The sequence below is a fragment of the Rhodopirellula islandica genome (assembly GCF_001027925.1).
Classification (GTDB): domain Bacteria; phylum Planctomycetota; class Planctomycetia; order Pirellulales; family Pirellulaceae; genus Rhodopirellula; species Rhodopirellula islandica.
Genome location: NZ_LECT01000015.1, coordinates 233109 through 258040 on the forward strand (window position 1 = coordinate 233109; position 24932 = coordinate 258040).

Here is a 24932-nt window from a genome sequence, read left to right on the forward strand (position 1 = left end):
TGTGGGATCGGCTTCCAGTCTGTCATGGACGCGACGTTGGGTCGCGAACGGGATGCACATGAGCCTCAAATGGGACGTGACGTCGCCGAAAAGTTTCGCCTTCAACGCATGTCGGTCGGCTGATTCGGTCCATTCGAAAATGCCGGAAGTCGTCGCGGGAAGAATCCCAGGCCACCAAGTACCACAGCGGTGGCAAGATCAGCATGGCTTGCGGTTCAACCTCTCGACGCGTTTCAACGCCTTTGGCATCTCGGTACTGAAACCGCAGATGCAGTCGACGAAGAAAAGCGGTCTCGAATGCCGGCAACAGCGCCGGCGTCATCGTTCCCATGTCCGAGATGTTCACTTGCGGGGCAAGTTCCCCGACGTACAGGCACTTCAACAGGCGGCGTAAATCGCGGATCTTGTCCCTGGGCAGAGCCTTCTCGATCTTGGCGAGCCCCGCGTCCGCGAGCCCCAGAAACGGAAAACTCCCGGTGGCACGCATCGCCGATACGCTGATGATCAGCGCAAAGACCTCCGACACGGACAGCCTCGCGGTGGTCAAAACGGATTGCGGATCGAGTTGCAGTCCGCCCCCGCGTCCTGGTTCCGAATGAATGACAAAGCCTTGGTCTCGCAGAACGCCAATGTCACGCAACACCGTGCGTCGGGACGCCTCCACCTCCGTCGCCAACTCAGCGATTGTCATGGTCCCATTGCGGCGAAGAAGACGCACGATCGCATCTTGACGGGAGCGAGAACTCAATTCACAAACCACATTGAATGGTGACACGTTTTGGCACCGTTAGGTTCTACGCTACGCGTGCTCATGGTCGCAAGCAAGTTTCGAAGTTGCGACACACATCTGATTGACCGCCCCAGAAACCAACAGGAATCGCAGTGTCCATCTCAACCGAATTTCCCAAACCCACTCTGATTTCAGTCAATGGTGTGGACCTCGAAGTCTTTCAGGCTGGTCAAGAAAACGCAGGGAATCCGATCGTGCTTTGTCACGGTTGGCCAGAACATGCGTTCTCTTGGCGTCATCAAATCCCTGCTCTTGCCGCAGCGGGATACCACGTCATCGTCCCCAACCAACGAGGCTATGGGAACTCGTCTTGCCCTGCCCAAGTCACCGACTACGACATCGAACATCTGGCCGGTGATCTGGTCGCACTTCTCGATCACTTCGGCTACGACGACGCCACCTTTGTCGGTCACGACTGGGGCGCGATGGTGGTTTGGGGGCTGACACTGTTGCATCCTCGCCGAGTCAATCGAGTGATCAACCTTGCCTTGCCGTACCAAGAGCGTGGCGAAAAGCCTTGGATTGAGTTTTTGGAAGAGATCTTCGGCAGCGACCACTACTTCGTTCATTTCAACCGGCATCCCGGCGTCGCGGATGCAGTGCTGAACGAAAACACGTCCCGGTTCCTTCGAAACCTGTTCCGCAAAAACGTGCCGCCGGCACCGCCTGAACCAGGCATGATGATGATCAACCTGGCCCAAGCAGAAACGCTGCGAGGCGAACCGCTGATGAGTGACGATGAACTGGCCGTCTTCCTCTCCTCCTTTGAATCGACCGGCTTCACCGGCAGCATCAACTGGTATCGAAACCTCGATCGCAACTGGCGATTGCTGGCCGACGTCGATCCAATTATTAAGCAGCCCACATTGATGATTTACGGCGACCGAGACATCATTCCCAAGTTTGAAAGACTGACCGAGTTTGTACCCAACGCGGACGTGGTCAACCTGGACTGCGGCCACTGGATCCAGCAAGAACAACCAGAGCAAACCAATCAAGCAATCTTGGAATGGCTGTCTCGGCAAGATGCCCAAGCAGCAGGTGAGCAGAAGCCATGCGGCGAAACCGCATGAATCGAAACACGCTAAACACGCATGCAAGTGTCATCGAGTGTATGAGTCGTTCGAACGTTCGCCTGGGCCGCTCTCCACACGGCGCACCTCTCCCGAAACGAAGTTTTGGGAGAGCGACAGCGATACACTAGGTCGAGCGACGCCGTTCAGGCGTACGCGTGGGTGAGGGCGCGGACATGGGAGGCGGCGAAGCGACCGCAATTGACAACGTGTGCGAACCACCTGTCGCCACTCTGCGGCTTTGTTGCGGTGCGGTCGCACAGGGGCCTCGGGTTGAAACCCGAGGCTGTCAAGTGTCACCGCTCCGCGGTTTGAACAGGGAGCGTTAAAAAATGCTCCAACGCCTATCACCTGACACGATCACCTTGCACCTCACATTTTCTGACCAACCCACCCTCCGTGATCCGCTCCCTGTTCAGGGTCTCTTCGATGCACCTCCAACGAACGAAGGATTTGACACGCGGGATTGCCAGCGAGGTGAATCAGTCAAGCGAATGTCTTTGCGACCGTAAGTTCATCTCGTTTCCTTCCAAGTGATCTTTGCGGTTTGCGTTTCGATATCCAGAAAGACGCTCGCTGATTCAAACTCGCGCGTGTAGGTGGTGCCATCCTTCACCGCAGGTCCCTTGGGCGGCCCCAATGGCTTGTCGTATTCTGGAAACTTGGTGAGCCACACGGCGCTGTCCTTGTTGTTCACGCTGTAACCATCATGAGGAAGGAAGTAGCTGTACTTTTCAGCGCAGATCAAGAACAGCGCCAAGCAATACTCCAGGCGTGGCTGAATGTTGGCTCCCCGAACCACTTTCTTGCGACTGTCATCAATCTTGAGCCCTGTGAGCGCTGCGTCGCCCAGGCCAATCGACATCGCGATGATCTTTCCCTGACGTGCGGCTTTCTGAACGGCGTCGACCCCTTTCGCCAAATACTCCACTCGTGTCAGGCCATTGGCCTGGCTCTCGATGCCTTCCAAGTAGGATCCGTCAAAGTACCGCATGGTGTCCAAGCCAGAATCTGTCAACCTTGCTCGGATGACATTGGCCAACAGCATCTTGTTGGCTGGAATCCTGTCCTTCAGGTCTTGCATCATCAGGAAGTAGCCGTCGGCCACTTCCTGCTTTCGCTCGGCTCCGATCTCCGCACGAAGGAAGGCTGGCTCAAACGCTTTGATGTTGCCATCCAAAAAGATCCCGTCGATCTCATCGTGATTTGCCATTTCCACGCAGTGATCGACCCACCATCGACGCACATCCGGATTGGACAGGTCGTAGATTTCCCGAACACCACGATGCAGCTTTCGGTTGCCGTCTTTACCCTGCAAGAATGCTCCGGGGATGTCCCTCAACCCGTCATTGGTCTTGTAGCCGGAATAGTTGCACATGACATTTCGGTAGTACAGAACACACGCGTCCTCATTGACGGACTTGATCGCTTTGGCTGCGGCAAGAGACCCAGCCTCGGTGGAGCCATGGGTCCGGCTGCCCGTGGTCTTCTCCAGGGTGATCAACGGGAACCCGCCTAAATAGTCCAACTCTTCGGGCGTGAAATCGGTCGCCTTTCGGATGTGCATGTACAAAGGGACTCGATCCCAACTGAATGGAGGCCGAGGCGAAGCGGTGCTGTCATGGACCGTTTCGCTGCCTTCGCCGGGGGCAGCAAGCGTGCCGTCGGCATTCGCAGCGCAACAACCGATGAGCCAACACGTGAAGACGAAAACCATTGCTGGCACGATGAATTGACTTCTTCTCATCCTGGATCTTCCTCTTGAGAGTTTCATCCGTTGTTTTGAATTCTGTCGGAACTCACCCACCAAGCTCGTTGATGGGCGAAACCGAAAACACAAACGTCGCGTCATCCGAACTCGCAGTCTCCACCATTGAACTTGAAATCGTTGGCTGACTGAATTGCCAGTTGCCATTCAGGAAAGCAGAGGCACGCGGACTCGCTGCATGGCTCGAGATCTGAAAATGTGTCTTCCAATGGAACTGCGACAGCCGTTCGCAAGAGCAGTTATCTCTATCGTAGCAACGATTCAGGATGATTGGGCAGAATCATATGAGCCGTCTGTGCGTTCGCCACGGTTGCACGTGGGAACAGTGGCGATTGCAACAACGGTTCAAATGCCGAAAGACTCCTTTCGACCTGTTTACCGCTTCCTGCCGCGTCCTTGGACCATATCGGTCGCCCCCAATTGCGTCAGTTGCAAACGAAAGGCTTTGCTGTACTGATACCCTTGGATAGTGCGACCGAGCCCACAAGCCGCAAGAATCTCCTCCAGCGAAATCCCCTGATCACTTCGGTTCAGGTTCCCAAGGACTTTGTAGACGATGGCGTCCCCTGACGATATTCGATAGCTACCTTTCTGATTGACAAGAAACGCCAATGACTCAGCCTCGCCGGCGTCCAAATCCGCAAAGTAGTTTGGATCGAACAGAGACTTGAAAGACTCGACATCAACCTGATCAACATCGAAAATCTTGATGGTTTCGTTGGCGATGTCATGAGACAGATCGATGTCGCGTCCCCAATCGTCTTCCTGTGCTTCGTGGTATTTGCATTCTCGTCTGGCGACAATTTCCGATAAGTGCACATCACATCGGTCAACGATAGCGGACCAAAGCCCGAGTTCGTGAAGCTTGATCACCACACCCGCATCAAGAATCAGCAATTTCAACTTCGGCATTCGCCTCGTGCTCCATGCCAGCATAGATTTCCGTTTCGACGATTTTCATCGCAGCCCGGCGAGAGATCCCCATGTATTTGGCGAACACTCCCGTGCCGATCATCCCTTTCCCAACGGCCTCTCGTGCAAGAGCTTCAAATCGAATAGGTCGGGTCGGTGGGGCTTCGTCCCGACGGCGTTCCCACTGCTCAACCTTGCCCTCTATCTTTGCGAGCATCTCCACTGCCTTCGGTTTTTCGATTAGTTTGCTTGACACCATCTGCCAAACCAAAGCCTGCACAGAAACATCGAACTGTCGAGCAACTTCAAAAAGGTCATCGAAGTCCAAAACCCTTTTTCCGTTTTGCTGGGAAGCGACGGATAGCTTGAGTGGTTCGGGCGGAACCAGGAGACTTCCCGCAAAACAGTTCGCCAATTTCTCTTCATCATCACTCGCGACAGAAGCACTCTCTCCAACCCGGAAGATCTTCCACGTCAGTAGATGAAAAAGTTCATGCGCTAAATCGAAGTTACGACGCCAACGAATGTTGTTGCTGTTCAACAAGATTGCCGCACCGTAGCGTTCGTCGAGCGTGCATGCTGCCGTTCCTGAAGGCTCAAACGGAAGGTGAAACACTTTCACACGGCAGACTTCTTCCAGAACTCGAAGGAGCGTGCCACCGGGGCGTTCACCAAGCGAATGGCTCTTACGAAAATCATGCGCCAAACGCTCTGCGTCGGCGTAGCCAAAGGGCCGACTGCCGCTCGAAGCCAAGGGCAGTTCGCAAAGTGTTGGATTGCCAGCACACTGTTCCAACCGTTGATACTGCCCCGCCAGCTCAATCAACTGGAGCTCGATCTGACCACCGCTGTCGGCAGGCTTCTCCCGCCAAAGCACCACCTCCTGCTGAGGCTCCCCTGCTTCGAAGAAGAAATCAGGTCGTCGACGAACAGCGTCGGCGATCTTGACCATCTGCAGAGCTGACGGACCGCGTTCACGACCATCGCTCTCTAGCTCGCATATCGTGGAAACTCCTATATCCGTGGCTTCCGAGAGTTGTTTTTGGGTCATCCCAGCCGCTTCTCGAGCCCACTTCAGTCGCGTGCCAAAACTCATACGACGCCTTTCTCTTTCTGTTTTCCCGCATCTTACATCTCAATATCGACATAGGCAACGTGCAATCTTCTGGAATCCAGAACTTGGCGGTGCAAGTTGCCGTCGAGAGGCCAGAGCGTCGAGACGCCGCCAGGACCGTCACGAGAACGTGTACGTCGATGACACGGAGGATCAATCGCGTCCCGGAGATCGCGAAGAACGCCGCGGCCACGGTCCACTCGGCTGGACCGAAAGAGATTGTGAACCTTGACGCCACACTCGTGTCTCTGCTTCGGTGCAAACTCTCTGGAATTTGAAATGTACACGTTCACGACATTCACATCCTTCATCTCCGAATCCGCCTCGTCATTGAACGCAGAGGCTGGTTGGGTGCGTCGTGGATGATTTCCAAAGCAATTCAATCCGATCCACCAAGCCCGCCTCGTGATTCACACGGCGGGCCTTTTTTGTGTGTGGCGTAGGCTGCCAGCCTGCGTTTTGTGAATCGACGGGTCAGAAGCCTGGCCCACTTTTTGTTTCTTCGTTTCCGTTCCTCTGGCGCTCACGCGAGCGAAAAGGCTGCCGAGGCTGCTCACCTCAACGGCTGGCGAACGGTGCGAAATGTTTCCTTTGAAAAGGGAGTTCACGAGCTATGGTTCAAACCGAAATGACGCAAAAGGTCTCCGTCAACGTTGGCACCATCGGTCATATCGACCACGGTAAAACAACGCTGACATCGGCGATCTTGCGTGTTCAAGCTGAGAAAGGGCTGGCGAAGTACAAATCGTACGAGTCGATTGCGAAAGGCGGCAAAACAGTCGGCTCGGGTGTTGTGACTCGTGTCGTCGTTTGACGCAACCAATGACAAACGCCCGCGACGGATCCTTCTGTCGCGGGCGTTTTTCGTTCGTAGTGGATGAGGCAACGAGTCCCGCTGCAATCCATTCGTGCCCTCATCCACTACATTGGTGCTATGAAAACCAGCCAAACACTCATCTCGACCAGCAAGTTCCTCAGCCTTGTTCTGCGGCATCAAGACGCAATGACCGGCGACGCCATAGTGGGATGCATCTTGGGAACCGCGGTTGGCGATGCGTTGGGGCTGCCCTACGAAGGCGTGTCGCCGATGAGGGCAGAACGCTTGCTCGGGCCACCGGATCGTTATCGGTTCTTGCTGGGTTGCGGGATGGTCTCGGACGACACCGAACACACGTGCATGGTGGCCCAGTCTCTGATCGAAGCGCGCGGCGATGTCGATGTGTTCACCAACCGTTTTGCAAGTCGGCTGCGTTGGTGGATCTTGGCCTTGCCAGCGGGAGTTGGCAAAGCAACGGCTCGGTCGGGGATCAAATTGTGGTTGGGCGCCAAGCCAGAAAACGCGGGTGTGTTCTCAGCCGGAAACGGGCCGGCAATGCGAGCTGCGATCTTCGGTGCCGCGATCGATGAGATGTCGCCCATGCTGGAAATGGTGCGAGCCTCCTCACGACTGACACACAGCGATCCCAAAGCCGAATACGGAGCGATCGCGGTGGCGTTGGCCGCGAAACATTCGCGCCAACACCCAACGATCAATGCAAACCAATGGCTCGATCAAGTCGTCGATGCGGTCGGAGAAGCCGGCACCGAGCTCATTGAACTGCTTCAAAAAGCAATCGACAGCGTCGGTGAGAGAGAGTCCACGAACACGTTTGCCGATTCACTGGGGCTCGGTAAAGGCATCACCGGCTACACGTATCACACCGTTCCGGTTGCGATTTATGCGTGGCTTTCACACCCGAAGGATCTTCGACAAGCCGTGACCGAAATGATTCGCTGCGGAGGCGACGCTGACACAACCGCCGCAATCGTGGGAGGCATTGTGGGTACCGGGGTTGGTCGCGAAGGGATTCCAGCGGAATGGATCCACGGCATTTGCGAATGGCCTCGCAGCACAGTATGGATGGAGCGACTCGGTGCCTCGCTCTCTGGCTGCCTCGCCGGAGACGCATCCGCTCGCACGCCGACCGTCAATCCGATCGCTGTCCTGCTTCGCAATCTGTTTTTTCTAGTCGTTGTTCTCTTTCACGGCTTCCGCCGACTTGCTCCACCCTACTGATTGCTGGCGTACTGGTGAGAACAGGATTGAAGTGGGCAGTCAAGCATCGGCGCGGTGCCAGGTGGAACCTGGCCTACAGAACTTGGTAGCTGGATTCGCCAGAATTCAGAAGCGCGAGTGGTGAGCCTCCGAATTCTTGGCGAACCCGGCTACCGTCTTGCCATGCGGCGGGTTGTGATGGACCCGTTGTTGTGTAGGCCAGGTCCCACCTGGCGAGGGTGCTATGCCGGAGAACATCGCCATCGTCACGGAAGGTTGTCTGGACGCCTCGCTTGGTTCCCAAGCATCGGCGCGGTGCCAGGTGAGACCTGGCCTACAGAACTTGGTAGCTGGATTCGCCAGAATTCAGAGGCGCGAGTGGTGAGCCTCCGAATTCTTGGCGAACCCGGCTACCGTCTTGCCATGTGGCGATTGCTTGGGTGAACGACTTCACTCGTGTGCTGACGGGCATTCTTGCGATTTCGTTGCGTTTCGCTCGATGAATCCCTTCCACTGGTCCGGCACGTCGTCTTCGTAGAAGATTGCCTCGGTGGGGCATTCAGGCACGCAGGCTCCGCAGTCGATGCACTCGTCGGGGTCGATGTAAACCATCCTGTCGTCTTCGTGAAAGCATTCGATCACCGCGAGAGACGATCGCATTTTGGCAGGAGCCAGACGGCACATGAGCCATCTGGTATTCACCGTGCGGACGTCCATGCTGAACGAACATCTCACGTTGACCGGTGACTCGAGTCACCTCATCGAAGCAATTGAACGAAAAGAAGCAGACTCATGGACTTACGACTCAACGAAAAAACAGCACTGATCACCGCTTCGTCGGGCGGAATCGGGATGGCAATCGCGAAACGGATCGCAGCAGACGGCGCGACCACCATCATCAACGCCCGTAGCGAAGCGAGCGTTGAAAAGGCGATCGGTGAAATTCGCCAAGAACTGCCGGACGCAAAACTCGTGAGCTTGGTCGCCGACAACGGCACCACCGATGGGATCGCCAAGACGATCGAAGAGCATCCGCAGGTCGACATTTTGATCAACAACCTCGGAATCTTTGAAGCGGTCGATTTTTTCGATCTGACAGACGATCAATGGAACGAAATCTTTGAGATCAATGTGATGAGCGGCGTGCGATTAGCCCGTCACTACCTCAAACAAATGCTCGACCAAAACTCGGGACGGATCGTGTTCATCAGCAGCGAGTCGGGGCTGGTTCCATCACCAGAAATGCCTCACTACGCGATGACCAAGACCGCTCAACTCGCACTTTCGCGAAGCCTGGCCCAGTTGACTCAAGGCACCCAGGTGACCGTCAACTCGGTGTTGCCCGGTTCCACTGCAACGCCGGGCGTGCGCGAGTTTGTGGGCAAACTGTTCCCCGAGCTACCATTCGAAGCCGCGGAAAAACGGTTCATGGAAGAAAACCGGCCAACTTCCTTGATCCAACGTCTGATCGAACCGGAAGAGATTGCGAACCTGGTCGCGTTTGTCGCCAGCCCACTGTCCTCAGCGATCAATGGCGCTGCGCTGCGAAGCGACGGCGGCATCGTCCCCACGATCGCTTGATCCACGCGAATCGCAGCGAGAATAAAATCGCGAATCCGGGGTCACCTGGATTCGCGCGAGCCTTTCGATTCGATCGCGATCAGGTTGTCTTTCATCTGACGCATGACCTTCATCCCGGCCCCCCACTCTTCCGCCGTCAGCCCGTCCTGAAGGCTCTCTCGAAGCGTTTGAAAGTGCGGCAGCAGCTTCTTGATCTGGCGAGTTCCCTTCGGACTCGGTGATATCAGAACCGCACGAGCGTCGGATGGATCCGGTTTTCTTCGCACCAGCCCCTTCGCCTCCAGCCCATCGAGCTGTCGCGTGATGGTGGTTTTGTCTCGCAACATGATCTCCGCGAATTCTCCACGGCGCAGCGGTTGCTCTGACTCCACCAAGACCATCAGCAAGGCGGATTCTTCCGGGGACAATGTGGAACCATTTTCCGCCAGCACCGATTCGATTCGCGCGCGGAAGAGGTAGGCGAGTCGACTGATCAAAAAGCCAGGTCGCTCAGGTTTTGACATGAATGCTCTCGTAGGTGGTCGCACTGAAAAGCAACGAAACGCCGCACTTCGGCGGCGGTTGAATCGCCTTTGTGTGCATCCTACACTTACTAGCGGCACGGGACAAGTTTTCGCCAGTCGCACGACGATGCAATTCGCCATCCCCCACCGACAAGGAATTCGATCATGAAAGTCGCAATCACTTCCGCCAGCGGCCACCTGGGTGGCGAAGTTGTCAACGCTGTGCTTCCAATCGTGGGCCAGGAAAACGTCATCGGACTGGCTCGGACTCCCAGCAAAGCCAGCTCGCTCGGGATTGAAATCCGACCGGGCGATTACAACTCGCGATCCGACCTTGCAAGCTCGCTCGAAGGCATCGACCACGTCTTGCTGGTGTCCGGAATGGATGCTCCGGAGAAACGCATCGAACAACATCGCAACGTCATCGAAGCGGCCAAGCAGGCGGGTGCCCGCAAGATCGTTTACACCAGCATCCAAGGTGCGGAGGACGGCACTGCGTTCTCACCCGTGGTGCAAAGCAACCGGCAAACCGAAACGGACATCCGTGAAAGTGGTCTGGATTGGGTGATCGGCCGCAACGGCATCTACATCGAACCCGACGTGGAATACATCGACAACTACAAACAACGAGGCGAGATCGCGAACTGCGCCGGGGATAGAAAATGCGGGTACACAACGCGTCCCGAACTCGCGTTTGCCTATGCGAAAATGTTGACGGAATCAAAACACAACGGGCAAACCTACAACCTGCACGGCGAAGCGATCACTCAGCAGCAATTGACGGACCACTTGAACGACGCGTTTGGAACCCAACTCACATTTCGTTCCATGTCCGTCGAAGAATATCGCGACGACCGCACGCAAGAACTTGGCGAATTCCTGGGCAACATCATCGCTGGCATCTACGAAGGCATTCGCACCGGTGCGGTCGACAACGAAAGCCACTTTGTTAAGGCAGCCGGTCGCGAGCACCAGAGCTGGGAATCGTATTTCGATTCCTTGAAGTCGCACTCGCTTGCATGATCGTCCGATGACGAGCGCCAGGACGCGGGCCCTCGGTTTGCTCACCGGATGGTTCGCACCGCACCGACAAAACCACTCCGCCAAGCAGAACCAGCCTTTCAGCTGAGCGAAATCTGCTTTGAAGTTGCTTGGAGCGAATGATCGGACACAGTCGTGTGAGCCGTTTGGACGTTGGCCTGGACTGCGAAATGTTTGGTGTCATGGAACGCGTTCGTTTGCGCACGTTGTCATCCCGGTAGGGATGTCAGATGGTAGCCGTCGGTAAGCGATCGCGCCACCGACGGACCTGTCGCCCGCGTTGCCACTCTCCATCCCGCCGTGGCCGATGGCCACGGCGGGATGGAGAGTATTTTGGGGGACGCTCGTTTTCCGGGGGTGCGCTGCTATGCAGCGCCCCCCGGCTACCATCTGACATCCCTACCGGGATGAAGGAAGACAGCAAGCCGGAAGAAAAATTGCATCCGCTATCGGGGCGTCAACATCAAACATTTCGCGGTCCAGCGCTGGCCCCGATTGAACTTGGATCAACAACGCTTGCCAAATCGGTTCAAATCCCGAATGACTCCTGCCGACCTTTCTAGCGGTCTGTTTCGCCCACAAACTTGGATCCGACCGTAGCGGCATTCGTCAAGACACTCGGTCTTTCCACAACCAACGAAACTCTTGACGATTCCCGCGTCCCAAAATTGAGGTGGAACAGACCACGAGGCAGTTTGGAGGGATGATTGGGCACACATTGATTCCAAGGTGCACAAATTTTCGAAAAGGGGGCTAAACCAAACGCACAACGATTGCGTATGTTGGTGCAAGTCTTTGGTCGGACCTGCAGTTCCAATTTCAATTCCGTGATCTCCCGCTTGGGCGAACCGTGGCTCCGTCGATCCGTCCATTCACGACTTTCTTGCTCAGCGTCACGCTGTTGCTTGGCCATGCACCGGCTTGGTTGCATGTTGCCACGTGCAACCATGTCGTCTGTCGTTCAGGTGGTTGCGATCATGGGCATTCTGCGAACCATTCCCATGAACACGGGAACTGTGATCGCGAGAGCGGTCCACTTGGAAACGCGGTCCAACTGCTTGCTTCCCTGGGAATTCACACGCACGATCACTGCTGTGATTCGGATGCTTGCGAAACAGCGACACCGATCGCTTCCCCACAAGACTCGCTCGCGAATTCAAGCGAATTCGCCGACGAATCCCAATCCCCGCACGATTCTCATTCGTGTTGGATTTGCCAATCGCTCGCGACCCCAACAGGCTTGGTTGATCAGCCCCAAACGCCGATCAACAGCAAATGGATTGAGTTCACTGATTGGCCGACTCGCGATTCCGCGGACGTCGGACGGTCTATCTCTTGGCCACCTCTTCGTGGCCCGCCTGCGATTCGAGTCTGAGTCACCGTCACTTCGTTCTTGCTGAATTCGCCTGCGTTTGCGCGGGCGGTGCCAGTCGATCGTTCCTTGCCACCGTCGAGCTGGCAACGATTCACTGATCGGCATGCGCAGGAACGCCACGCCATCCGATGACGGATGAGCGAGCGGGAAACGGCGGTGCACTCAATTCGCGATTCGACTTCATCCATTGCCTCGCCTGTGCGTTCACGCACGAGCGGCGCGCGGTCCGACCATACCTGTGTCGATCGACGTGCGCGCCACGCGGGGCATCTACCATTTTTCTGCGCACTCACCCACTCCAAATCTCATGAAATCCATTCCACCTCCAACACGTCGCGACCGATCTCGCGATGCGTTCACGTTGGTTGAACTCCTGGTGGTCATTGCCATCATCGGGATCTTAGTCGCGTTGCTGTTGCCGGCTGTTCAGGCGGCTCGCGAGGCGGCTCGCCGTATGTCGTGCAGCAACAACTTGAAACAAATCGCGTTGTCGACTCACAACTACGAGAGCTCGTTCAAATACATCCCAGCAATGACGGGATCCAGCAGCTTCTCCGCTCAAGCTCGCGTGCTGCCTTACATCGAACAGGCTGGCCTGAGTGAGCTGATCAACTTTGAACAGCCGTTGCTGACCGGCCCTCCCTGGGCATCGAGTTTCAACCCGGCTCTTCGCGAAGCGGTTGAGAAAGTGGTCCCGACTTTTCTCTGCCCCAGCGATGTTGGTGATCCTAAATTCAGCACCACGTTTGCGGACGGAACCGACGGCTATTCTGGCGGCCTGAGCTACATGTTCAGCTACGGGAGCGGAACTGACACACACTACGATGATCGATATCGAACCGACGGAATGGTCTGGGAGAACTCCTGGGCCAAATTTCGTGACTGCTTGGACGGCACCAGCCAAACCGTGTTGCTGGCCGAAACCGTCATGGGCGATCAAACCAGCGGCCTGACCGAGCCCACGCCCGCTGGGCCACATCGCCGGATCGCGAACTGGAGTGGCACGACGGCCAACACCGCCCCGAATCCAGGTTTCCTGGATGGTGGAACGCTGATTTTGAACCCCGATTTGGAAACGGTTTTTCCCGCGAAAATCAATTCTTACACCGGCAATCGCGGGGCAAGCTGGATCCGAGGCGTGCCCTACTCCACGGTGATCAACGGCTACATGACGCCGAACGCGGCGATCCCCGATGTGGGCATGCACGGTCGCGGGTTTTATTCCTCGCGGTCCTATCACACCGGCGGATCGATGCACGCGATGTTGGATGGCAGCGTCCACTTCATGACCGATTCAATCGATCGAACGCTGTACCACGCCTTGTTTTCACGCGACGGCAAAGAGGTGGTCCAGTGGCCGTGACCAAGCACTACGGGGCATTGCTGCTGGCCGGTGCTGCTGTGGCTGTCATCGGGTGTGATGGAACGTCGTCGAAGACGGCTGCGAAATCCACCACATTCGTGACGCTCGCCTACGACGGCACCCCACTCGCCAACGTGCAGGTGCGACTGAAGCAGTCTGCCGATGGCATCACGCTCGATCAGTCAGTCACCAATGAACATGGAGTCGCCCACTTCCACGCCTTGCCATCCCCTGAACCGGAGAGCTATGTCGTCGCAATGGAATCGATCAGCGATGGCGGCTGGATGCTGAAAGCATCCGTGGTGGACAAGTTCTGCGACTCGCTCCGATTGAAACCGTTCTCCGAAACCCCTCAACAGACGATTGAGCTGCCACGACGCGCCGTTCATTCCCTTTCATCCATTCATTGACATCGAACACAACCAACCATGACCATTCGAACATTCCTTTTGACCTTGGCTGCCCTCTCATTTTTGGGCAATTCCAACCTCCACGCAGAAGGGCGCACCATCGCCCGACTGTTCTGGCAAGACCATTCCACAGCCAGTTTGAAATGGGGCGACCTGCAAAAATCGAAGGAGGGTTACTCGCTGAAAGAGCACCCCGTCGAAGGCTTCCCCGAACTGGATGTCGACGACCAAACGCTGGTTCAGATGCAAATCGATGACGGACTGCTCGTCGTTGGCGTGCGTGACGAAGCAAACGGCGACATCGGCAGCGGCTGGATTGCGATTGAGTCGGGAGCCACGCAAGAAGCCCATGGCGATCACTTCCACTGGCGTTTTCCAGAGCCACCCTCGGTGCACTCGAAATTGATTGACGACGGCCAAGGCAACCCAGCTCACCTGTATCGCTATGGGCAATCGTTTGTGATGGCAAACGATCAACGCAATGGCTTCACGGTGATGAACGCGAAAGGTGTTCGACAAGCCACGACGCCGACCGAAGCGGGGCAGTTCCACGAAGGCGGAGGAGGACACATCACGCTGGCGGTGGCCGATGGAAAGGTCGCCTACAGCACTTGGATTCACGGCAAAGGTGAGAATGCGGGACGCGTCGACGTCGTCGGGTTGGCAGAAAACAAGGGCAAGGAATATCGCATCGATTGCCCCACCGGCGTCCTGCACGGCGCGACGTCTTGTGGCGGCAAAGTCTTCTTCGCTCCGGCCGAAGGCATTTGCTGGGTCGAAGCGGACTTGGAAGTCGATGACGCGGCTGATTCCGTGCATGTCAATCAGCTTAGTATCGGCGCGGACTCGGAGGGCAACTCGCTTCGCACCGGAGCATTCGCGACTCTCGGTGACAAGGTGGTCTTCACAAGTGGCAAGGCTGACCAATCACTGCTCTGCTTCGTCGATGCTTCCAGCCATGAACCCAAGGTTCAATCGATGAAGATGGAACTCGCCAGCGACCAGTCGCTGCGGACACCGATTGTCGGCAAAGGCTCCGGCGGACGTCCGATCGCACTGTGCTTTGCGGAATCGAAAGAAGCTCCGGAAAGCGATCAGCTGTACGTGGTGGAACTGGATCCCGATGGCAACGGTGATTTCTCCGACGCCAAAGCGGGTGAACCGATCGCGGTGGGACCGAGTCAGATGGAAGGCCACTTCGGACATCACGACGCGGTGTTCCTTCCGCGAGGCCGTCAGATCGCGATCACCAACCCGGGCGATGCAAGCCTCTGGGTGATCTCATTGACCGATCAATCCGTCCAAGCAAAATTCGATTGCGAAGGCATGCCAACGAGCCTGGCTTCCATTTCTGACTGAGGCGAGTGCCAACGACCAAGCGACGCCGGACCTGGGGCAATTCCGAGGCTCCGGTCCGGCTCGCGGTCGGACAGGGACACAAACGCCTGGCGTTGATCGACGATGGCCTGCAAGTAGACGCGACGAATCGCGTCGTAGCCGCGATCGTTGGGGTCTTCGATGTTGGTGTAGAACCAATACGTGGGATCATCCCAGTCGTAGGTGCTTCGCCAAAATTGGCGACAATGCGATCCGTGCCCTAAGAACGTTTCATGAAGCGGCACGACATGAACATGCCCGAACTGATTTGCCACCCGGCGAATGACGCGGTTGTATTCCGCATGGATTGCCAAACCGTCGGGCCAATCGGGAAGAAAGATACTCGGTGCATCACCGACACCATCGGTCGGATCGTAGATGTCACCCAGAAAGACAATGCACCCTGCAGAGAAGCGGTCGCTGATCGACTGCAGCATTCCACCCAACCTTGATTCAAACGATTCAATCCAAGGCTGGGCTTGTTCCAAGGTCGCACCGTACATGGCGCCTTCTTCTGGCGGGCGGCGACCGTAGCTGTGGATCAAATCATTTCCACCGGTGGTCATCACGACCAATCCAAACACGTCCTCATCAAACGGCTCGATCTCCGTTTCGATGATGCGTTCATGGTCCAGCGAAGTGGAACCGGACACGGCGACGTTGGACGCCGTCAGGTTGGGCAGGACCGCCGACAAATGCTTGCCTTGCATGCCCGGCCATTCATCCTTTGGATTTTGCTTCAAGCGTTCAAAGTACGAATGCGAACTGGATTTCGCGCCGAGACCTCGCGTGACACTGTCTCCCACCCCGAGCATGTGCACACGTCGCTGCGTCCAAACGGTCTCGAACGGTTCGATCGAGATCTGCAAACCGGCTGGTCCCTCACCGACGGGGCGTCGAAGTTTGAATTCCAAGTACGCTGGGACACCGATGAAAACGATGACCGCGACGACAAACAGGAGTCGTCTGCGGAAGTTCGCTGGTCGACTCGAGGAGGGCAACTTGGCGTTCATATTCTCGCATCAAAAAAAGATGACCAGATAGCAGTGCAAGACGAAAATGGCCGCCGCAATTCGTTCGCTCCACTTTCATTTTAACGCGATCAACGGTCTCCGGTTTGATCTGGCGCCGAGTGACGAGGCGGCATCGGCAGCAAACTTTGTGGCAGTTCGATTTGGAACGCGGCTCCACCCAGCGGGCTATCGTCCACCGTGACGGCGCCACCTAGTCTCCGGCAAATGCGTCGCACGAGGGCGAGACCTAGACCGGTACCAGGCTGAGAGTCGCCGGAAAGGCGATGAAAGGGTTCGAAGATAAACCGACGATCCGCAGCGGGGACTCCCGGCCCGTCGTCTTCGACCAGAAACCGAACGCGATTGGCTTGGTCGGTGATCGTGACGCGAACCTGCGAGTTGGCGTACTTGCCCGCGTTGCCGACCAAGTTGCCGAGGGCCCGAACCAACCCGGCTTCATACGTCACCAAATCGATCGTCTCCGAACCGGTGGGCGAGTCGAAGTGGATGTTGGGATGCAAGGGAGCGTGTTGTCCAATCGCTTCCAAGGCGATTGCTTGAGCGGAAACCCGTTCGCGAGGCGCCACTTGAGATTGCTCGTCGGTGCGAGTGTAGTGGAGCAGCTCAGCGACCAAGTCATCGAGTTTGTCGGTCGCATCATCGATCGAATCCACTCGCTGATTGCGTTTCTCTTCGGTGTCCGCGGAACGCACCAATTCGGTTGCAAATTTGATGCGAGCGAGTGGCGTTCGAAACTCGTGCGAGACCGCTTGCAGCAATTCCTTTTGCGACTGCAGAAGTGATTCCACACGTTCGGCCATCGTGTTGAACGCCCCCACGATCGGCAGGCTGCGACGACGCCCCGTGTCTTTGATCCGAGCGGAAAAGTCACCTTCCGCGATCGCCAACGCCGTTTGCTCGACACTGCGAAACTGCCGGGCAATGGGCCGCATCAAGATCGCAATGGCCATCGCGACCAGCCCAAAGACGCTGCCCAACCCCAGTAGGATGTCACTGCGGCGTGGACCAGCGAACCGAGGCAGCGGGCCCAACTCAAACAGCCATTCCGTTTCGGGAAGAGCCACTTCGATGCTGTCGCCATACAGCACCGCCTCACCCTCATCGAGTCGCTTCAACAGAGTCGGTGACATTCTTCGCTCGGAGCGATCGACCACGTGAACCGGGTACGCGAAACGAGACTGAATGCTGGCGACGGTGTCATCCAAGTGCTCCATGCCACCGGCGACGATCTCATCGCGAGCCAGCAGCGCTCCACCACTGAGCGCACTTTCGATGACCGAGATGTTCTGCGATTCCGTCGTGCCGCGAAACACATACGCTTGAATCACCCAAGCGATGAACAAGATCAGTAGCACCCCGCAATAGAACTGGATGAACAATCGAGTCATGTGCGGCTCCGGTTGCGGCGGAAGAATTTCCTCTTTGCGAACGCCGTTTGGCCCCCTTCGCAAAGCGTCGACTCAGTCATGAACCCTAGCGCATTTTGGTTTGCAAACGCAGCATTTCCAACATCGCATCCGCGGCTTCGTGCCCCTTGTTGCCGACCGTTCCACCGCTGCGCTGGATGGCTTGCTCGACCGTGTTGCAGGTCAGCAAACCAAACCCGATCGGGCGACCGCTTCGCACCGATTGTTCCATCAGAGTGTCGCTGACCGCGCGGTTGATGTGTTCATCGTGAGTGGTCTCGCCTTTGATCACGCATCCCAGCGTGATGGCACCGATCACGTCGGCATGCTGAAACGCTTGCTCCACCGCCCAGCACAACTCCCAAGCCCCCGGCACACGGATCAACCAATGTTTCTCCACCGGTATCCCAGCATCGGTGAGTGATTGCAGGGCTGCTTGAACCATCGAATCGCAGATGTTGGCGTTGTAGCGACTGGCGATGATCGCGACACGTCCGCTGGGCAGGTTTCCTGTGGTTCCATCAATGGAGGGCATTCGAATTCTCGAAGAAGAATTGGAGGTGGGAAGGTTGGTCAGTAAGAGAGGGAAGCCATCAATCCTGAGGCTGAACACTCATCAGAAACTCCGCGTTGTTCTGCGTCTTCCGCATGCGTTTGGTGAGTTCCGTCATGGAGTCTACCGGTGAATGATCCGCTAATTCGCGTCGCAACGTTTCGATCCGGCGGTGCTCTTCTTGATCCAACAACATTTCTTCGCGTCGCGTGCCGCTGCGTGTCAGATCAATGGCAGGCCAAACTCGCCGAGCGACCAAGTCCTGGTCCAAAACGATTTCCAAGTTGCCAGTGCCTTTGAATTCTTCAAAGATCACATCATCCATGCGACTGCCCGTGTCAACCAAGGCGGTCGCCAAGATCGTGAGCGAGCCACCTTCTTCGACTTTTCGAGCCGACCCGAAAAAGGACTTCGGTTTCTGCATGGCTCCCGCGTCCAGGCCACCCGTCAAGAGTTTGCCGGTCGCTGATTCACTGTCACTGTTGTATGCTCGCGCCAGACGCGTGATTGAATCGAGGAAGATGACCACATCGGTTCCCGACTCCACCATTCGCTTGGCTTTTTCGACGACCATCTGAGCGACTTGAATGTGCCGCGCCGGAGGCTCATCAAACGTGCTGCTGATCACTTCGCATTGGGGCGAAGTGATCTCGCGTTCCATGTCCGTGACTTCTTCGGGCCGCTCATCGATCAGCAGCACGACAACATACGCGTCCGGATAGTTGTTCAAAACACCGCGAGCCAAACTCTGCATCAACATCGTCTTGCCTGCACGGGGCGGGCTGACGATCAATCCGCGTTGTCCAAATCCAATCGGCGTGAACAGGTCAACAACACGAGTGCTCAGTTCTTGTGCGTCATATTCAGTGACAATTCGCACTCGAGGGTGCAAGGGAGTCAAATCGTCAAAGGGTTTTTGACGCTGACGTTGCATCGGGTCGGCGTGGTTGATCGCTTCAATCCGAAGGAGCGCGAAGTAACGTTCGTTTTCCTTCGGCGGACGAATTTGGCCGGCAACGTGCGACCCCGTGTGCAGACCAAACCGTCGGATTTGGCTGGGCGAGACATAAATGTCATCGGGGCATGAAAGGTAGTGGTACTGCGCACTTCGCAAGAATCCGAACCCGTCGGGGAGGATTTCCAACGTGCCTTCGCCGTACATCAAACCGTTGGCGCTCATCCGCGCCTTCAGCAGGCGAAAGACAAGATCTTGCCGCGGCAAAGCTGCTATCTCTTGCAAGCCTTCCGTTTCGGCCAGAGCCAGCAACTCATCGTGATCAAGCTTCTGCAGGTCGTTGATATTCAACGCTTGCTTGGAGGATTGATCCTTCGCGGGAATGCCAACTCGACCGCCCGCGCGTGTCACTTCACTGACAATCTCTTCGGGCAACGAGAGCGGATCGCGTTCCGCATCAAGCTCGCGAACGCGTTTATCGACGTCTTTATCTGGGTGGCGCATGCGTCGGTTGCTGCGGCGACCGTTGCGCGCCGGGCCCGGCGTGGAGGAAGGTTCCATGAGGAAAGAACCGATTCGGTGGGATGAAAAGATGAGGAGTACGGACGAGATCCGTCCGGGTGGGGGAGTGATGCCAGATGACCGACATCACATCCAATAGCTTAAACGAATGCATGCCCCCTGTCAGGCGTAATTATGAGGGGACTGTGAAGACGGCGTCACAAACTCCGCTGAGATCGGGTGTCGGTTGCTTCTGCACCTTAGGCGGGCCGGTGCATGCCCCCCGACCCATTGCGCGCGTTGGCGTGCGAGTCATACAAGACGTTTGAAATGTCACTTCGGTTCAGGAGGCGGCGGTCGTCCAGGTTCAACGCCCACGCGAGCCAGGTGGCTATCGGACGATGCGGACGCCAGCACTCGGCTCGCTCGACCACCGCCGGAAAGTCAGGAGGTCGTGCCCAGGAACCTTGCGTCAACAGAATATGCCCGGCGACCATGCGGTCCCCCGAAAGCTGGTGTTGAGCAGGTCGGCAGGATTCTTTCGGCGTTTGAAATGGTTTGGGCAAGCGTTGTTGATCCGACGTACAACCGGCGCTCACGCTGGACTGCTGAATGTTTTGCGTTGTGACACACTGTGGTTCCGCAAATTTTTGTCCCGGCAGGGATTTCAGATGGTAGCCGTCGGTAAGCGATCGCGCCACCGACGGACATGTTTTCCGGGGGTACGCTGCTACGCAGCCCCGCCCGGCTACCATCTGGCATCGCTACCGGGATGAAGGAAGACAGCAAGCTGGAAGAAAAGCTGCATCCGCTATCGGGGCGTCAACATCAAACATTTTGCGGTCCAGGCGAACACCCAAACCGCTCACGTGGTTCCGATCATTCCTGCCGAACTGCTTAGCGGCGTGTCTACCACGGCACCTGCCAGAACGGGTTTGAGCCTGTGACAGCGAACGCATTGCGATAGCGATGAGTGACCGGCATATCCGCCGCGGCCCTAAAAAGGTCGCCCAAGGGATCCACCCGACGCTGCCTGGGGTCCGTCTTCGCGAGAAACGATGGAGCTTCGAATTGCCCCCCCTCCGCCAGTGAACCCCGATGCCTCTTTTTTACGCGTCGACCAACAAAGCTGCCCATGCATTAGGCACCAAAACTTTCGGCACGCCGCCTCAATCGCAACCACCTTGCTTTCACAAACTTTTAAGTCCTTCCTGTCACGTACCTTACAAACCTTTCCAAAGAAACAACTTTGCCTTTGGCCCGAAGTGTGCCAATAGCCATCCTCCGAAAAGAAGTGCTTCCCAAAAGGACAACGCACGACTCACGAGCGATTCAGGATGGCCCGGGCAGGAGTTGGACGGTGGACGGCGGTGCAGCACTTGGTTCGAAACGATTCGGCATGGTGAATGATTCACTTTGGCAATGGGTGCCGAAGGCAACGTGTCGGGTCAACCAACTGTCTTACGAGAAGGAAGACCACATGAGTTCGATCTCAGCATTTACAACACACGAGCTTGGCGGCGGACGGACAGGGTTCCGTTTTGCCTGGCTCACTATGGCTCTCCTTGTGGGGATGATGGGGATCGGCGGTTCACTCGCGTCGGTAGCTTCGGCTCAGGAAGAGCCCTCGGCTGCAATGGAAACTGCAGAGGTCGCCGACGCGGGTGACGCTGATCCAGAGGAACCCGCTGCGGATGCGGGAGTCGGGTACGCCTTCGACAATGGCTTCCTGTTTCTCTGTGCCGTCTTGGTTCTGTTCATGCAAGCTGGCTTCGCGATGGTCGAAGTTGGGCTGAACTCCTCCAAGAACACGATCAACATTCTTTCCAAGAACTTGATGGATTTGTCCGTTGGGGCACTTCTGTTCTTCTTCGTCGGCTTCGGGATCATGTACCCAGGAAGCTACGGCGATGTCACAAACGGATTCTTCGCCTTCGGTGGCACCGGAATCTACGACTCCAGTCCTGATCAAACATTCTCGCCACAAGTCGATTGGTTCTTCCAAGCCGTCTTCGCTGCAACCGCCGCAACGATCGTTTCCGGTGCAGTTGCTGGCCGTATGAAATTCAACGCTTACTTGGTTTACAGTGCCCTCCTGACCGGCCTGATCTACCCGATCAGCGGTTACTGGAAGTGGGGCGGCGGATGGTTGATGCAGTTCGGTGAACTGGTCGACGGCGAGTACGCCATGGGCTTCCAAGACTTCGCTGGTTCAGCAGTGGTTCACGCAGTCGGCGGTTTCGCTGGCCTCGCTGGTGCAATTTTCCTCGGCCCTCGCCTGGGTCGCTACACCGCTGAAGGCAAGAGCGTTCCATTGCCAGGTCACAACGTTGCTTTCGCTGCTCTGGGTGTGTTCATCCTGTGGGTGGGGTGGTACGGATTCAACCCTGGCAGCCAACTGGCTTTCCAATCGTCGGCTGACATCGACGCAACTGTTTTCATCGCCGTGAACACAACCCTCGCCGCAGCTGCTGGCGTGATCGTTGCCACCGCTGTTTCCTGGGGCTTGTTCGGCAAACCTGACTTGACCATGGGCCTCAACGGTGCGTTGGGTGGATTGGTTGGCATCACGGCTTGCTGTGACGCAATGAGCAACTCAATGTCGATCGTCGTTGGTGGCGTTGCCGGTGCCTTGGTCGTGCTGAGCATCATCGTGTTGGACAAAGTCAAGATCGACGATCCCGTCGGTGCTTTCCCAGTCCACGGCGTCTGCGGTGTTTGGGGCTGCATGGCTCTCGGCATCCTGCCAAACGCTCACCTCGAATCTGGCTCGACCACCTTCATGATTCAGCTGATCGGAACCGCTTCGATCTGTGCTTGGGCCTTCATCACCATGTCGGTCGTCTTCGGAGTTCTCAAAGCAGTGGGCATGCTGCGAGTTTCGCCACAAGAAGAACAAGCTGGTTTGGATATCAGCGAACACGGTATGCACGCTTACCCATCGGACGCCGTCGCCGGCGGATCGGTGGTCTAGTTCTACCCACCGCAGTGATGCCGCCGAATGTGCCGTTACCACACTCGGCGGCGTCGCAGCGCGGTGCCTTTGAACTTCTCGGCTCTTGCCTGGGCCAGAAGAAGCCCCAATGATCCGTGACAGGTGTCCGCCTCACCTGTTACGGATCGGGGTCTTTTTTTTTGCGCTGTCAGTGATTCATCGCCGCAAGCGAAGCAAACCGGCCATCACCGGGTCTACGCGAAAAACTGGCGATCGACTAAATTCCTGGTTGGCCCTCGACGCCACCAGCTTTCGTTCAGCGATCAGGAGCGGACCTGAACGCCGAAAGGGCAGCCTCCTTGCCCGCTCGAATAGCTCGCTCGATTTGCCTGCTCGCAACTTCAGACTTGCACCGTCCATGAAATTGATCATCGCAATCGTTCAACCCTCCAAATTGGATGCCATCAAAGAGGCATTGACCCGAGTGGAGGTGCACCGCTTGACGGTGGTGGATTGCCAAGGGTTTGGCCGCCAACGAGGCCAAACGGGCTCGATGCGAGGCCGTGACTACGGCGTCAGCCTGCTCCGCAAAGTTCAGCTGCAGATCGGCGTGAACGAAGAATTCGTGCAGCCCACCATCGACGCCATCCTGGAAGGCGGCCGCAGCGGTGAGAGCGGCGAGATCGGCGATGGAAAGATCTTCGTCCTGCCAATGGACGACTGCGTCCGGATCCGAACGGGCGAACGCGGCGGAGAAGCGATCTAGCCCCGCCTCCAGCCGGCTACCGCCTGGCAATCAATCAATCCACCTGCCACCAACGATGGTATCATTTCGTTTCCACCTGAAAGGAACTGAAATGCACCCCACCTGGCGGCACTCCGTCTTGGCAATGCTCTGCTTGCTTTGGATCACCGGAACGACCCACCTCAGCGTCGGGCGGGCCCAAGAACCTCTGCCGGCGATCCGAGTCAGCCCCGACGGGCACTCGTTCATTCAGGCTGGCTCAGAACAGCCCTTCGTGGCTTGGGGCGTGAATTACGATCACGATGAATCGGGACGCCTACTCGATGAGTACTGGACCGAAGAGTGGGACAAAGTCATCGAAGACTTTGGCGAAATTCAGCAACTCGGTGCCAACTGTGTTCGCATTCACTTGCAGATCGGCTTGTGGATGGAATCACCCGAGCAGGCGTCCCCGTCGCAGGTGAACCAACTCAAGCAGCTGATCAAACTGGCCGAGTCCAAACGCCTGTACCTCGATATCACCGGGCTGGCCTGTTACCACAAAGCCAACATTCCTGCTTGGCTGAATGAACTCAACGAGGCAGAGCGATGGGCGGTGCAAGCCCGATTTTGGTCGTCGGTCGCGAAGGCCTGCGCTGGTAGCCCTGCCATCTTTTGCTACGACCTGATGAATGAACCGATCCTACCAGGCGAGTCCCCCGAGACGGACTGGCTGGCCGGTGAGCTTGGTGGCAAGTTCTTCGTGCAGCGACTGGCACTCGACCGAAAAGGAAGAAGTCGCGAAGAGATTGCGGAAGCCTGGGTCAACCAAATGGTCGATGCGATTCGCGAACAGGACCCAGAGACCATGGTGACCGTCGGTGTGATCCCCTGGGTGTTTGTCTTTGGTGGTGGAAAGCCGCTCTTCCACTCGCCCGACATCGGCAAGCGACTGGACTTTGCCTCGGTTCATTTCTATCCCGAGAAAGGAAAGATTGACCACGCTTTGAAGTCACTGCAGGCCTACGAAGTCGGGAAGCCGCTGGTCGTCGAAGAGATGTTCCCAATGAAATGCGGGGTCGACGAACTGTCGACTTTCGTCCTGCAGTCTGAATCGCATGTCGATGGATGGATCAGCTTCTACTGGGGCGCCACCGCGAATGAACTCCGGGCAAAAAAAGACGCGGGCATTGCGGAGGCGATCACCGCGAAATGGCTGGACGCGTTTCAAGAGCTGTCAGCGGAAATCGGAGTGGCCCCCAAACGTTGACTCAAGCAACTGCAGACCCATCGGCCTGATCGCCCGGATAGGTAAGGTTGCGAAGCATTCATTTGTCGTGTTCGCAACGCCTCAATGCGCGAGCTTGAAGTTGCGTTTCGGGATAGGGCGTCCTGACAACCAGGATCCGGTCCCGCGGCGTTTGATACTCGGCACCTGAAAATGCCGCAGAAAACACCTGCATGGCAACTTGAAGACACGCT

The 24932-nt window shown here is 56.8% G+C and carries 20 protein-coding genes and 1 pseudogene; 11 read left to right on the plus strand and 10 right to left on the minus strand.

The annotated features are described in order from the left end of the window. Nucleotides 1-22 precede the first annotated feature (22 nt). On the minus strand, nt 23-748 hold the full coding sequence (locus tag RISK_RS06640) for a helix-turn-helix transcriptional regulator (protein WP_047813581.1): 726 nt from the start codon (nt 746-748) through the stop codon (nt 23-25). Nucleotides 749-882: 134 nt separating this feature from the next. On the opposite strand from RISK_RS06640, the gene RISK_RS06645 reads away from it, so the two are divergent. Continuing rightward, nucleotides 883-1863, plus strand: a complete 981-nt coding sequence (locus RISK_RS06645; RefSeq protein ID WP_047813471.1) for an alpha/beta fold hydrolase — start codon at nt 883-885, stop codon at nt 1861-1863. 514 nt (nt 1864-2377) lie between these two features. Here the strand turns inward: RISK_RS06645 and RISK_RS06655 are convergent. The 3 genes from RISK_RS06655 to RISK_RS06665 all read right to left on the minus strand — a co-directional run bounded on the left by RISK_RS06655 (nt 2378) and on the right by RISK_RS06665 (nt 5639). Then, nucleotides 2378-3610 carry a putative glycoside hydrolase gene (locus RISK_RS06655; protein WP_236696090.1) on the minus strand — a complete coding sequence of 411 codons (1233 nt, stop codon included), beginning with the start codon at nt 3608-3610 and terminating at the stop codon, nt 2378-2380. A 396-nt stretch (nt 3611-4006) separates the two neighbouring features. Next, nucleotides 4007-4543 carry a hypothetical protein gene (locus tag RISK_RS06660; RefSeq protein ID WP_047813473.1) on the minus strand — a complete coding sequence of 179 codons (537 nt, stop codon included), beginning with the start codon at nt 4541-4543 and terminating at the stop codon, nt 4007-4009. Next, on the minus strand, nt 4515-5639 hold the full coding sequence (locus RISK_RS06665) for a helix-turn-helix domain-containing protein (protein ID WP_083434817.1): 1125 nt from the start codon (nt 5637-5639) through the stop codon (nt 4515-4517). Before RISK_RS06665 ends, RISK_RS06660 begins: the two co-directional genes overlap by 29 nt. Before the next feature lie 631 nt (nt 5640-6270). On the opposite strand from RISK_RS06665, the pseudogene RISK_RS06675 reads away from it, so the two are divergent. Together RISK_RS06675 and RISK_RS06680 are read left to right on the plus strand one after the other, a co-directional pair. Continuing rightward, nucleotides 6271-6429 (plus strand): annotated as a pseudogene (locus RISK_RS06675) (GTP-binding protein); the annotation flags it as partial. Nucleotides 6430-6660: 231 nt separating this feature from the next. After that, on the plus strand, nt 6661-7713 hold the full coding sequence (locus tag RISK_RS06680; RefSeq protein WP_047813583.1) for an ADP-ribosylglycohydrolase family protein: 1053 nt from the start codon (nt 6661-6663) through the stop codon (nt 7711-7713). A gap of 429 nt (nt 7714-8142) precedes the next feature. Here the strand turns inward: RISK_RS06680 and RISK_RS06685 are convergent, their stop codons facing one another. Then, nucleotides 8143-8352 carry a 4Fe-4S dicluster domain-containing protein gene (locus tag RISK_RS06685; protein WP_047813584.1) on the minus strand — a complete coding sequence of 70 codons (210 nt, stop codon included), beginning with the start codon at nt 8350-8352 and terminating at the stop codon, nt 8143-8145. Nucleotides 8353-8484: 132 nt separating this feature from the next. Between RISK_RS06685 and RISK_RS06690 the strand changes: the two genes are divergently transcribed. Then, on the plus strand, nt 8485-9273 hold the full coding sequence (locus RISK_RS06690; protein ID WP_047813477.1) for an SDR family NAD(P)-dependent oxidoreductase: 789 nt from the start codon (nt 8485-8487) through the stop codon (nt 9271-9273). 41 nt (nt 9274-9314) lie between these two features. Here the strand turns inward: RISK_RS06690 and RISK_RS06695 are convergent, their stop codons facing one another. After that, nucleotides 9315-9776: a MarR family winged helix-turn-helix transcriptional regulator gene (locus RISK_RS06695; RefSeq protein ID WP_047813478.1), complete on the minus strand. Its 462-nt coding sequence runs from the start codon at nt 9774-9776 to the stop codon at nt 9315-9317. Nucleotides 9777-9938: 162 nt separating this feature from the next. Here RISK_RS06695 and RISK_RS06700 point away from each other — a divergent pair, with 162 nt between their 5' ends. From RISK_RS06700 to RISK_RS06725, 4 genes are all read left to right on the plus strand, one after another. After that, on the plus strand, nt 9939-10799 hold the full coding sequence (locus RISK_RS06700; RefSeq protein WP_083434819.1) for an SDR family oxidoreductase: 861 nt from the start codon (nt 9939-9941) through the stop codon (nt 10797-10799). A 1700-nt stretch (nt 10800-12499) separates the two neighbouring features. Then, a complete protein-coding gene (locus RISK_RS06715) occupies nt 12500-13555 on the plus strand; it encodes a DUF1559 family PulG-like putative transporter (protein ID WP_047813482.1) in 1056 nt (351 codons plus the stop codon). Further along, nucleotides 13552-13965: a hypothetical protein gene (locus RISK_RS06720; RefSeq protein ID WP_173442629.1), complete on the plus strand. Its 414-nt coding sequence runs from the start codon at nt 13552-13554 to the stop codon at nt 13963-13965. The genes RISK_RS06715 and RISK_RS06720 overlap by 4 nt, the downstream gene beginning before the upstream one ends. 18 nt (nt 13966-13983) lie before the next feature. Next, complete coding sequence (locus RISK_RS06725) at nt 13984-15324, plus strand: hypothetical protein (RefSeq protein WP_047813484.1); 1341 nt, start codon at nt 13984-13986, stop codon at nt 15322-15324. On the opposite strand, the gene RISK_RS06730 is transcribed toward RISK_RS06725, so the two are convergent. The 4 genes from RISK_RS06730 to rho all read right to left on the minus strand — a co-directional run bounded on the left by RISK_RS06730 (nt 15258) and on the right by rho (nt 19794). Beyond that, a complete protein-coding gene (locus RISK_RS06730) occupies nt 15258-16355 on the minus strand; it encodes an SGNH/GDSL hydrolase family protein (RefSeq protein ID WP_047813485.1) in 1098 nt (365 codons plus the stop codon). The genes RISK_RS06725 and RISK_RS06730 overlap by 67 nt on opposite strands. Before the next feature lie 89 nt (nt 16356-16444). Beyond that, nucleotides 16445-17764, minus strand: coding sequence for an ATP-binding protein (locus tag RISK_RS06735; protein WP_047813486.1), 1320 nt, complete (start codon nt 17762-17764; stop codon nt 16445-16447). A gap of 85 nt (nt 17765-17849) precedes the next feature. After that, the gene (gene ribH / locus RISK_RS06740; RefSeq protein ID WP_047813487.1) at nt 17850-18317 is read right to left on the minus strand and encodes a 6,7-dimethyl-8-ribityllumazine synthase; all 468 of its coding nucleotides are present in this window, start codon (nt 18315-18317) and stop codon (nt 17850-17852) included. Nucleotides 18318-18375: 58 nt separating this feature from the next. Further along, nucleotides 18376-19794 carry a transcription termination factor Rho gene (rho, locus tag RISK_RS06745; protein WP_047813585.1) on the minus strand — a complete coding sequence of 473 codons (1419 nt, stop codon included), beginning with the start codon at nt 19792-19794 and terminating at the stop codon, nt 18376-18378. Nucleotides 19795-21364: 1570 nt separating this feature from the next. Between rho and RISK_RS06760 the strand changes: the two genes are divergently transcribed. The 3 genes from RISK_RS06760 to RISK_RS06770 all read left to right on the plus strand — a co-directional run bounded on the left by RISK_RS06760 (nt 21365) and on the right by RISK_RS06770 (nt 24720). Then, nucleotides 21365-22765 carry an ammonium transporter gene (locus RISK_RS06760; RefSeq protein ID WP_053061087.1) on the plus strand — a complete coding sequence of 467 codons (1401 nt, stop codon included), beginning with the start codon at nt 21365-21367 and terminating at the stop codon, nt 22763-22765. A gap of 379 nt (nt 22766-23144) precedes the next feature. Further along, entirely contained in the window at nt 23145-23492 is a 348-nt protein-coding gene (locus RISK_RS06765; protein WP_007327264.1) for a P-II family nitrogen regulator, read from the plus strand. Nucleotides 23493-23616: 124 nt separating this feature from the next. Continuing rightward, on the plus strand, nt 23617-24720 hold the full coding sequence (locus RISK_RS06770; protein ID WP_236696109.1) for a cellulase family glycosylhydrolase: 1104 nt from the start codon (nt 23617-23619) through the stop codon (nt 24718-24720). Nucleotides 24721-24932: the final 212 nt, after the last annotated feature.

Coding starts and splice junctions, on each gene's coding strand:
- RISK_RS06690 (WP_047813477.1), top strand. CDS start 8,485: ATGGACTTACGACTCAACGAAAAAACAGCACTGATCACCGCTTCGTCG.
- RISK_RS06735 (WP_047813486.1), bottom strand. CDS start 17,764: ATGACTCGATTGTTCATCCAGTTCTATTGCGGGGTGCTACTGATCTTG.
- RISK_RS06760 (WP_053061087.1), top strand. CDS start 21,365: ATGATGGGGATCGGCGGTTCACTCGCGTCGGTAGCTTCGGCTCAGGAA.
- RISK_RS06655 (WP_236696090.1), bottom strand. CDS start 3,610: ATGAGAAGAAGTCAATTCATCGTGCCAGCAATGGTTTTCGTCTTCACG.
- RISK_RS06730 (WP_047813485.1), bottom strand. CDS start 16,355: ATGAACGCCAAGTTGCCCTCCTCGAGTCGACCAGCGAACTTCCGCAGA.
- rho (WP_047813585.1), bottom strand. CDS start 19,794: ATGCGCCACCCAGATAAAGACGTCGATAAACGCGTTCGCGAGCTTGAT.
- RISK_RS06715 (WP_047813482.1), top strand. CDS start 12,500: ATGAAATCCATTCCACCTCCAACACGTCGCGACCGATCTCGCGATGCG.
- RISK_RS06660 (WP_047813473.1), bottom strand. CDS start 4,543: ATGCCGAAGTTGAAATTGCTGATTCTTGATGCGGGTGTGGTGATCAAG.
- ribH (WP_047813487.1), bottom strand. CDS start 18,317: ATGCCCTCCATTGATGGAACCACAGGAAACCTGCCCAGCGGACGTGTC.
- RISK_RS06665 (WP_083434817.1), bottom strand. CDS start 5,639: ATGAGTTTTGGCACGCGACTGAAGTGGGCTCGAGAAGCGGCTGGGATG.
- RISK_RS06725 (WP_047813484.1), top strand. CDS start 13,984: ATGACCATTCGAACATTCCTTTTGACCTTGGCTGCCCTCTCATTTTTG.
- RISK_RS06765 (WP_007327264.1), top strand. CDS start 23,145: ATGAAATTGATCATCGCAATCGTTCAACCCTCCAAATTGGATGCCATC.
- RISK_RS06680 (WP_047813583.1), top strand. CDS start 6,661: ATGACCGGCGACGCCATAGTGGGATGCATCTTGGGAACCGCGGTTGGC.
- RISK_RS06770 (WP_236696109.1), top strand. CDS start 23,617: ATGCTCTGCTTGCTTTGGATCACCGGAACGACCCACCTCAGCGTCGGG.
- RISK_RS06695 (WP_047813478.1), bottom strand. CDS start 9,776: ATGTCAAAACCTGAGCGACCTGGCTTTTTGATCAGTCGACTCGCCTAC.
- RISK_RS06685 (WP_047813584.1), bottom strand. CDS start 8,352: ATGCGATCGTCTCTCGCGGTGATCGAATGCTTTCACGAAGACGACAGG.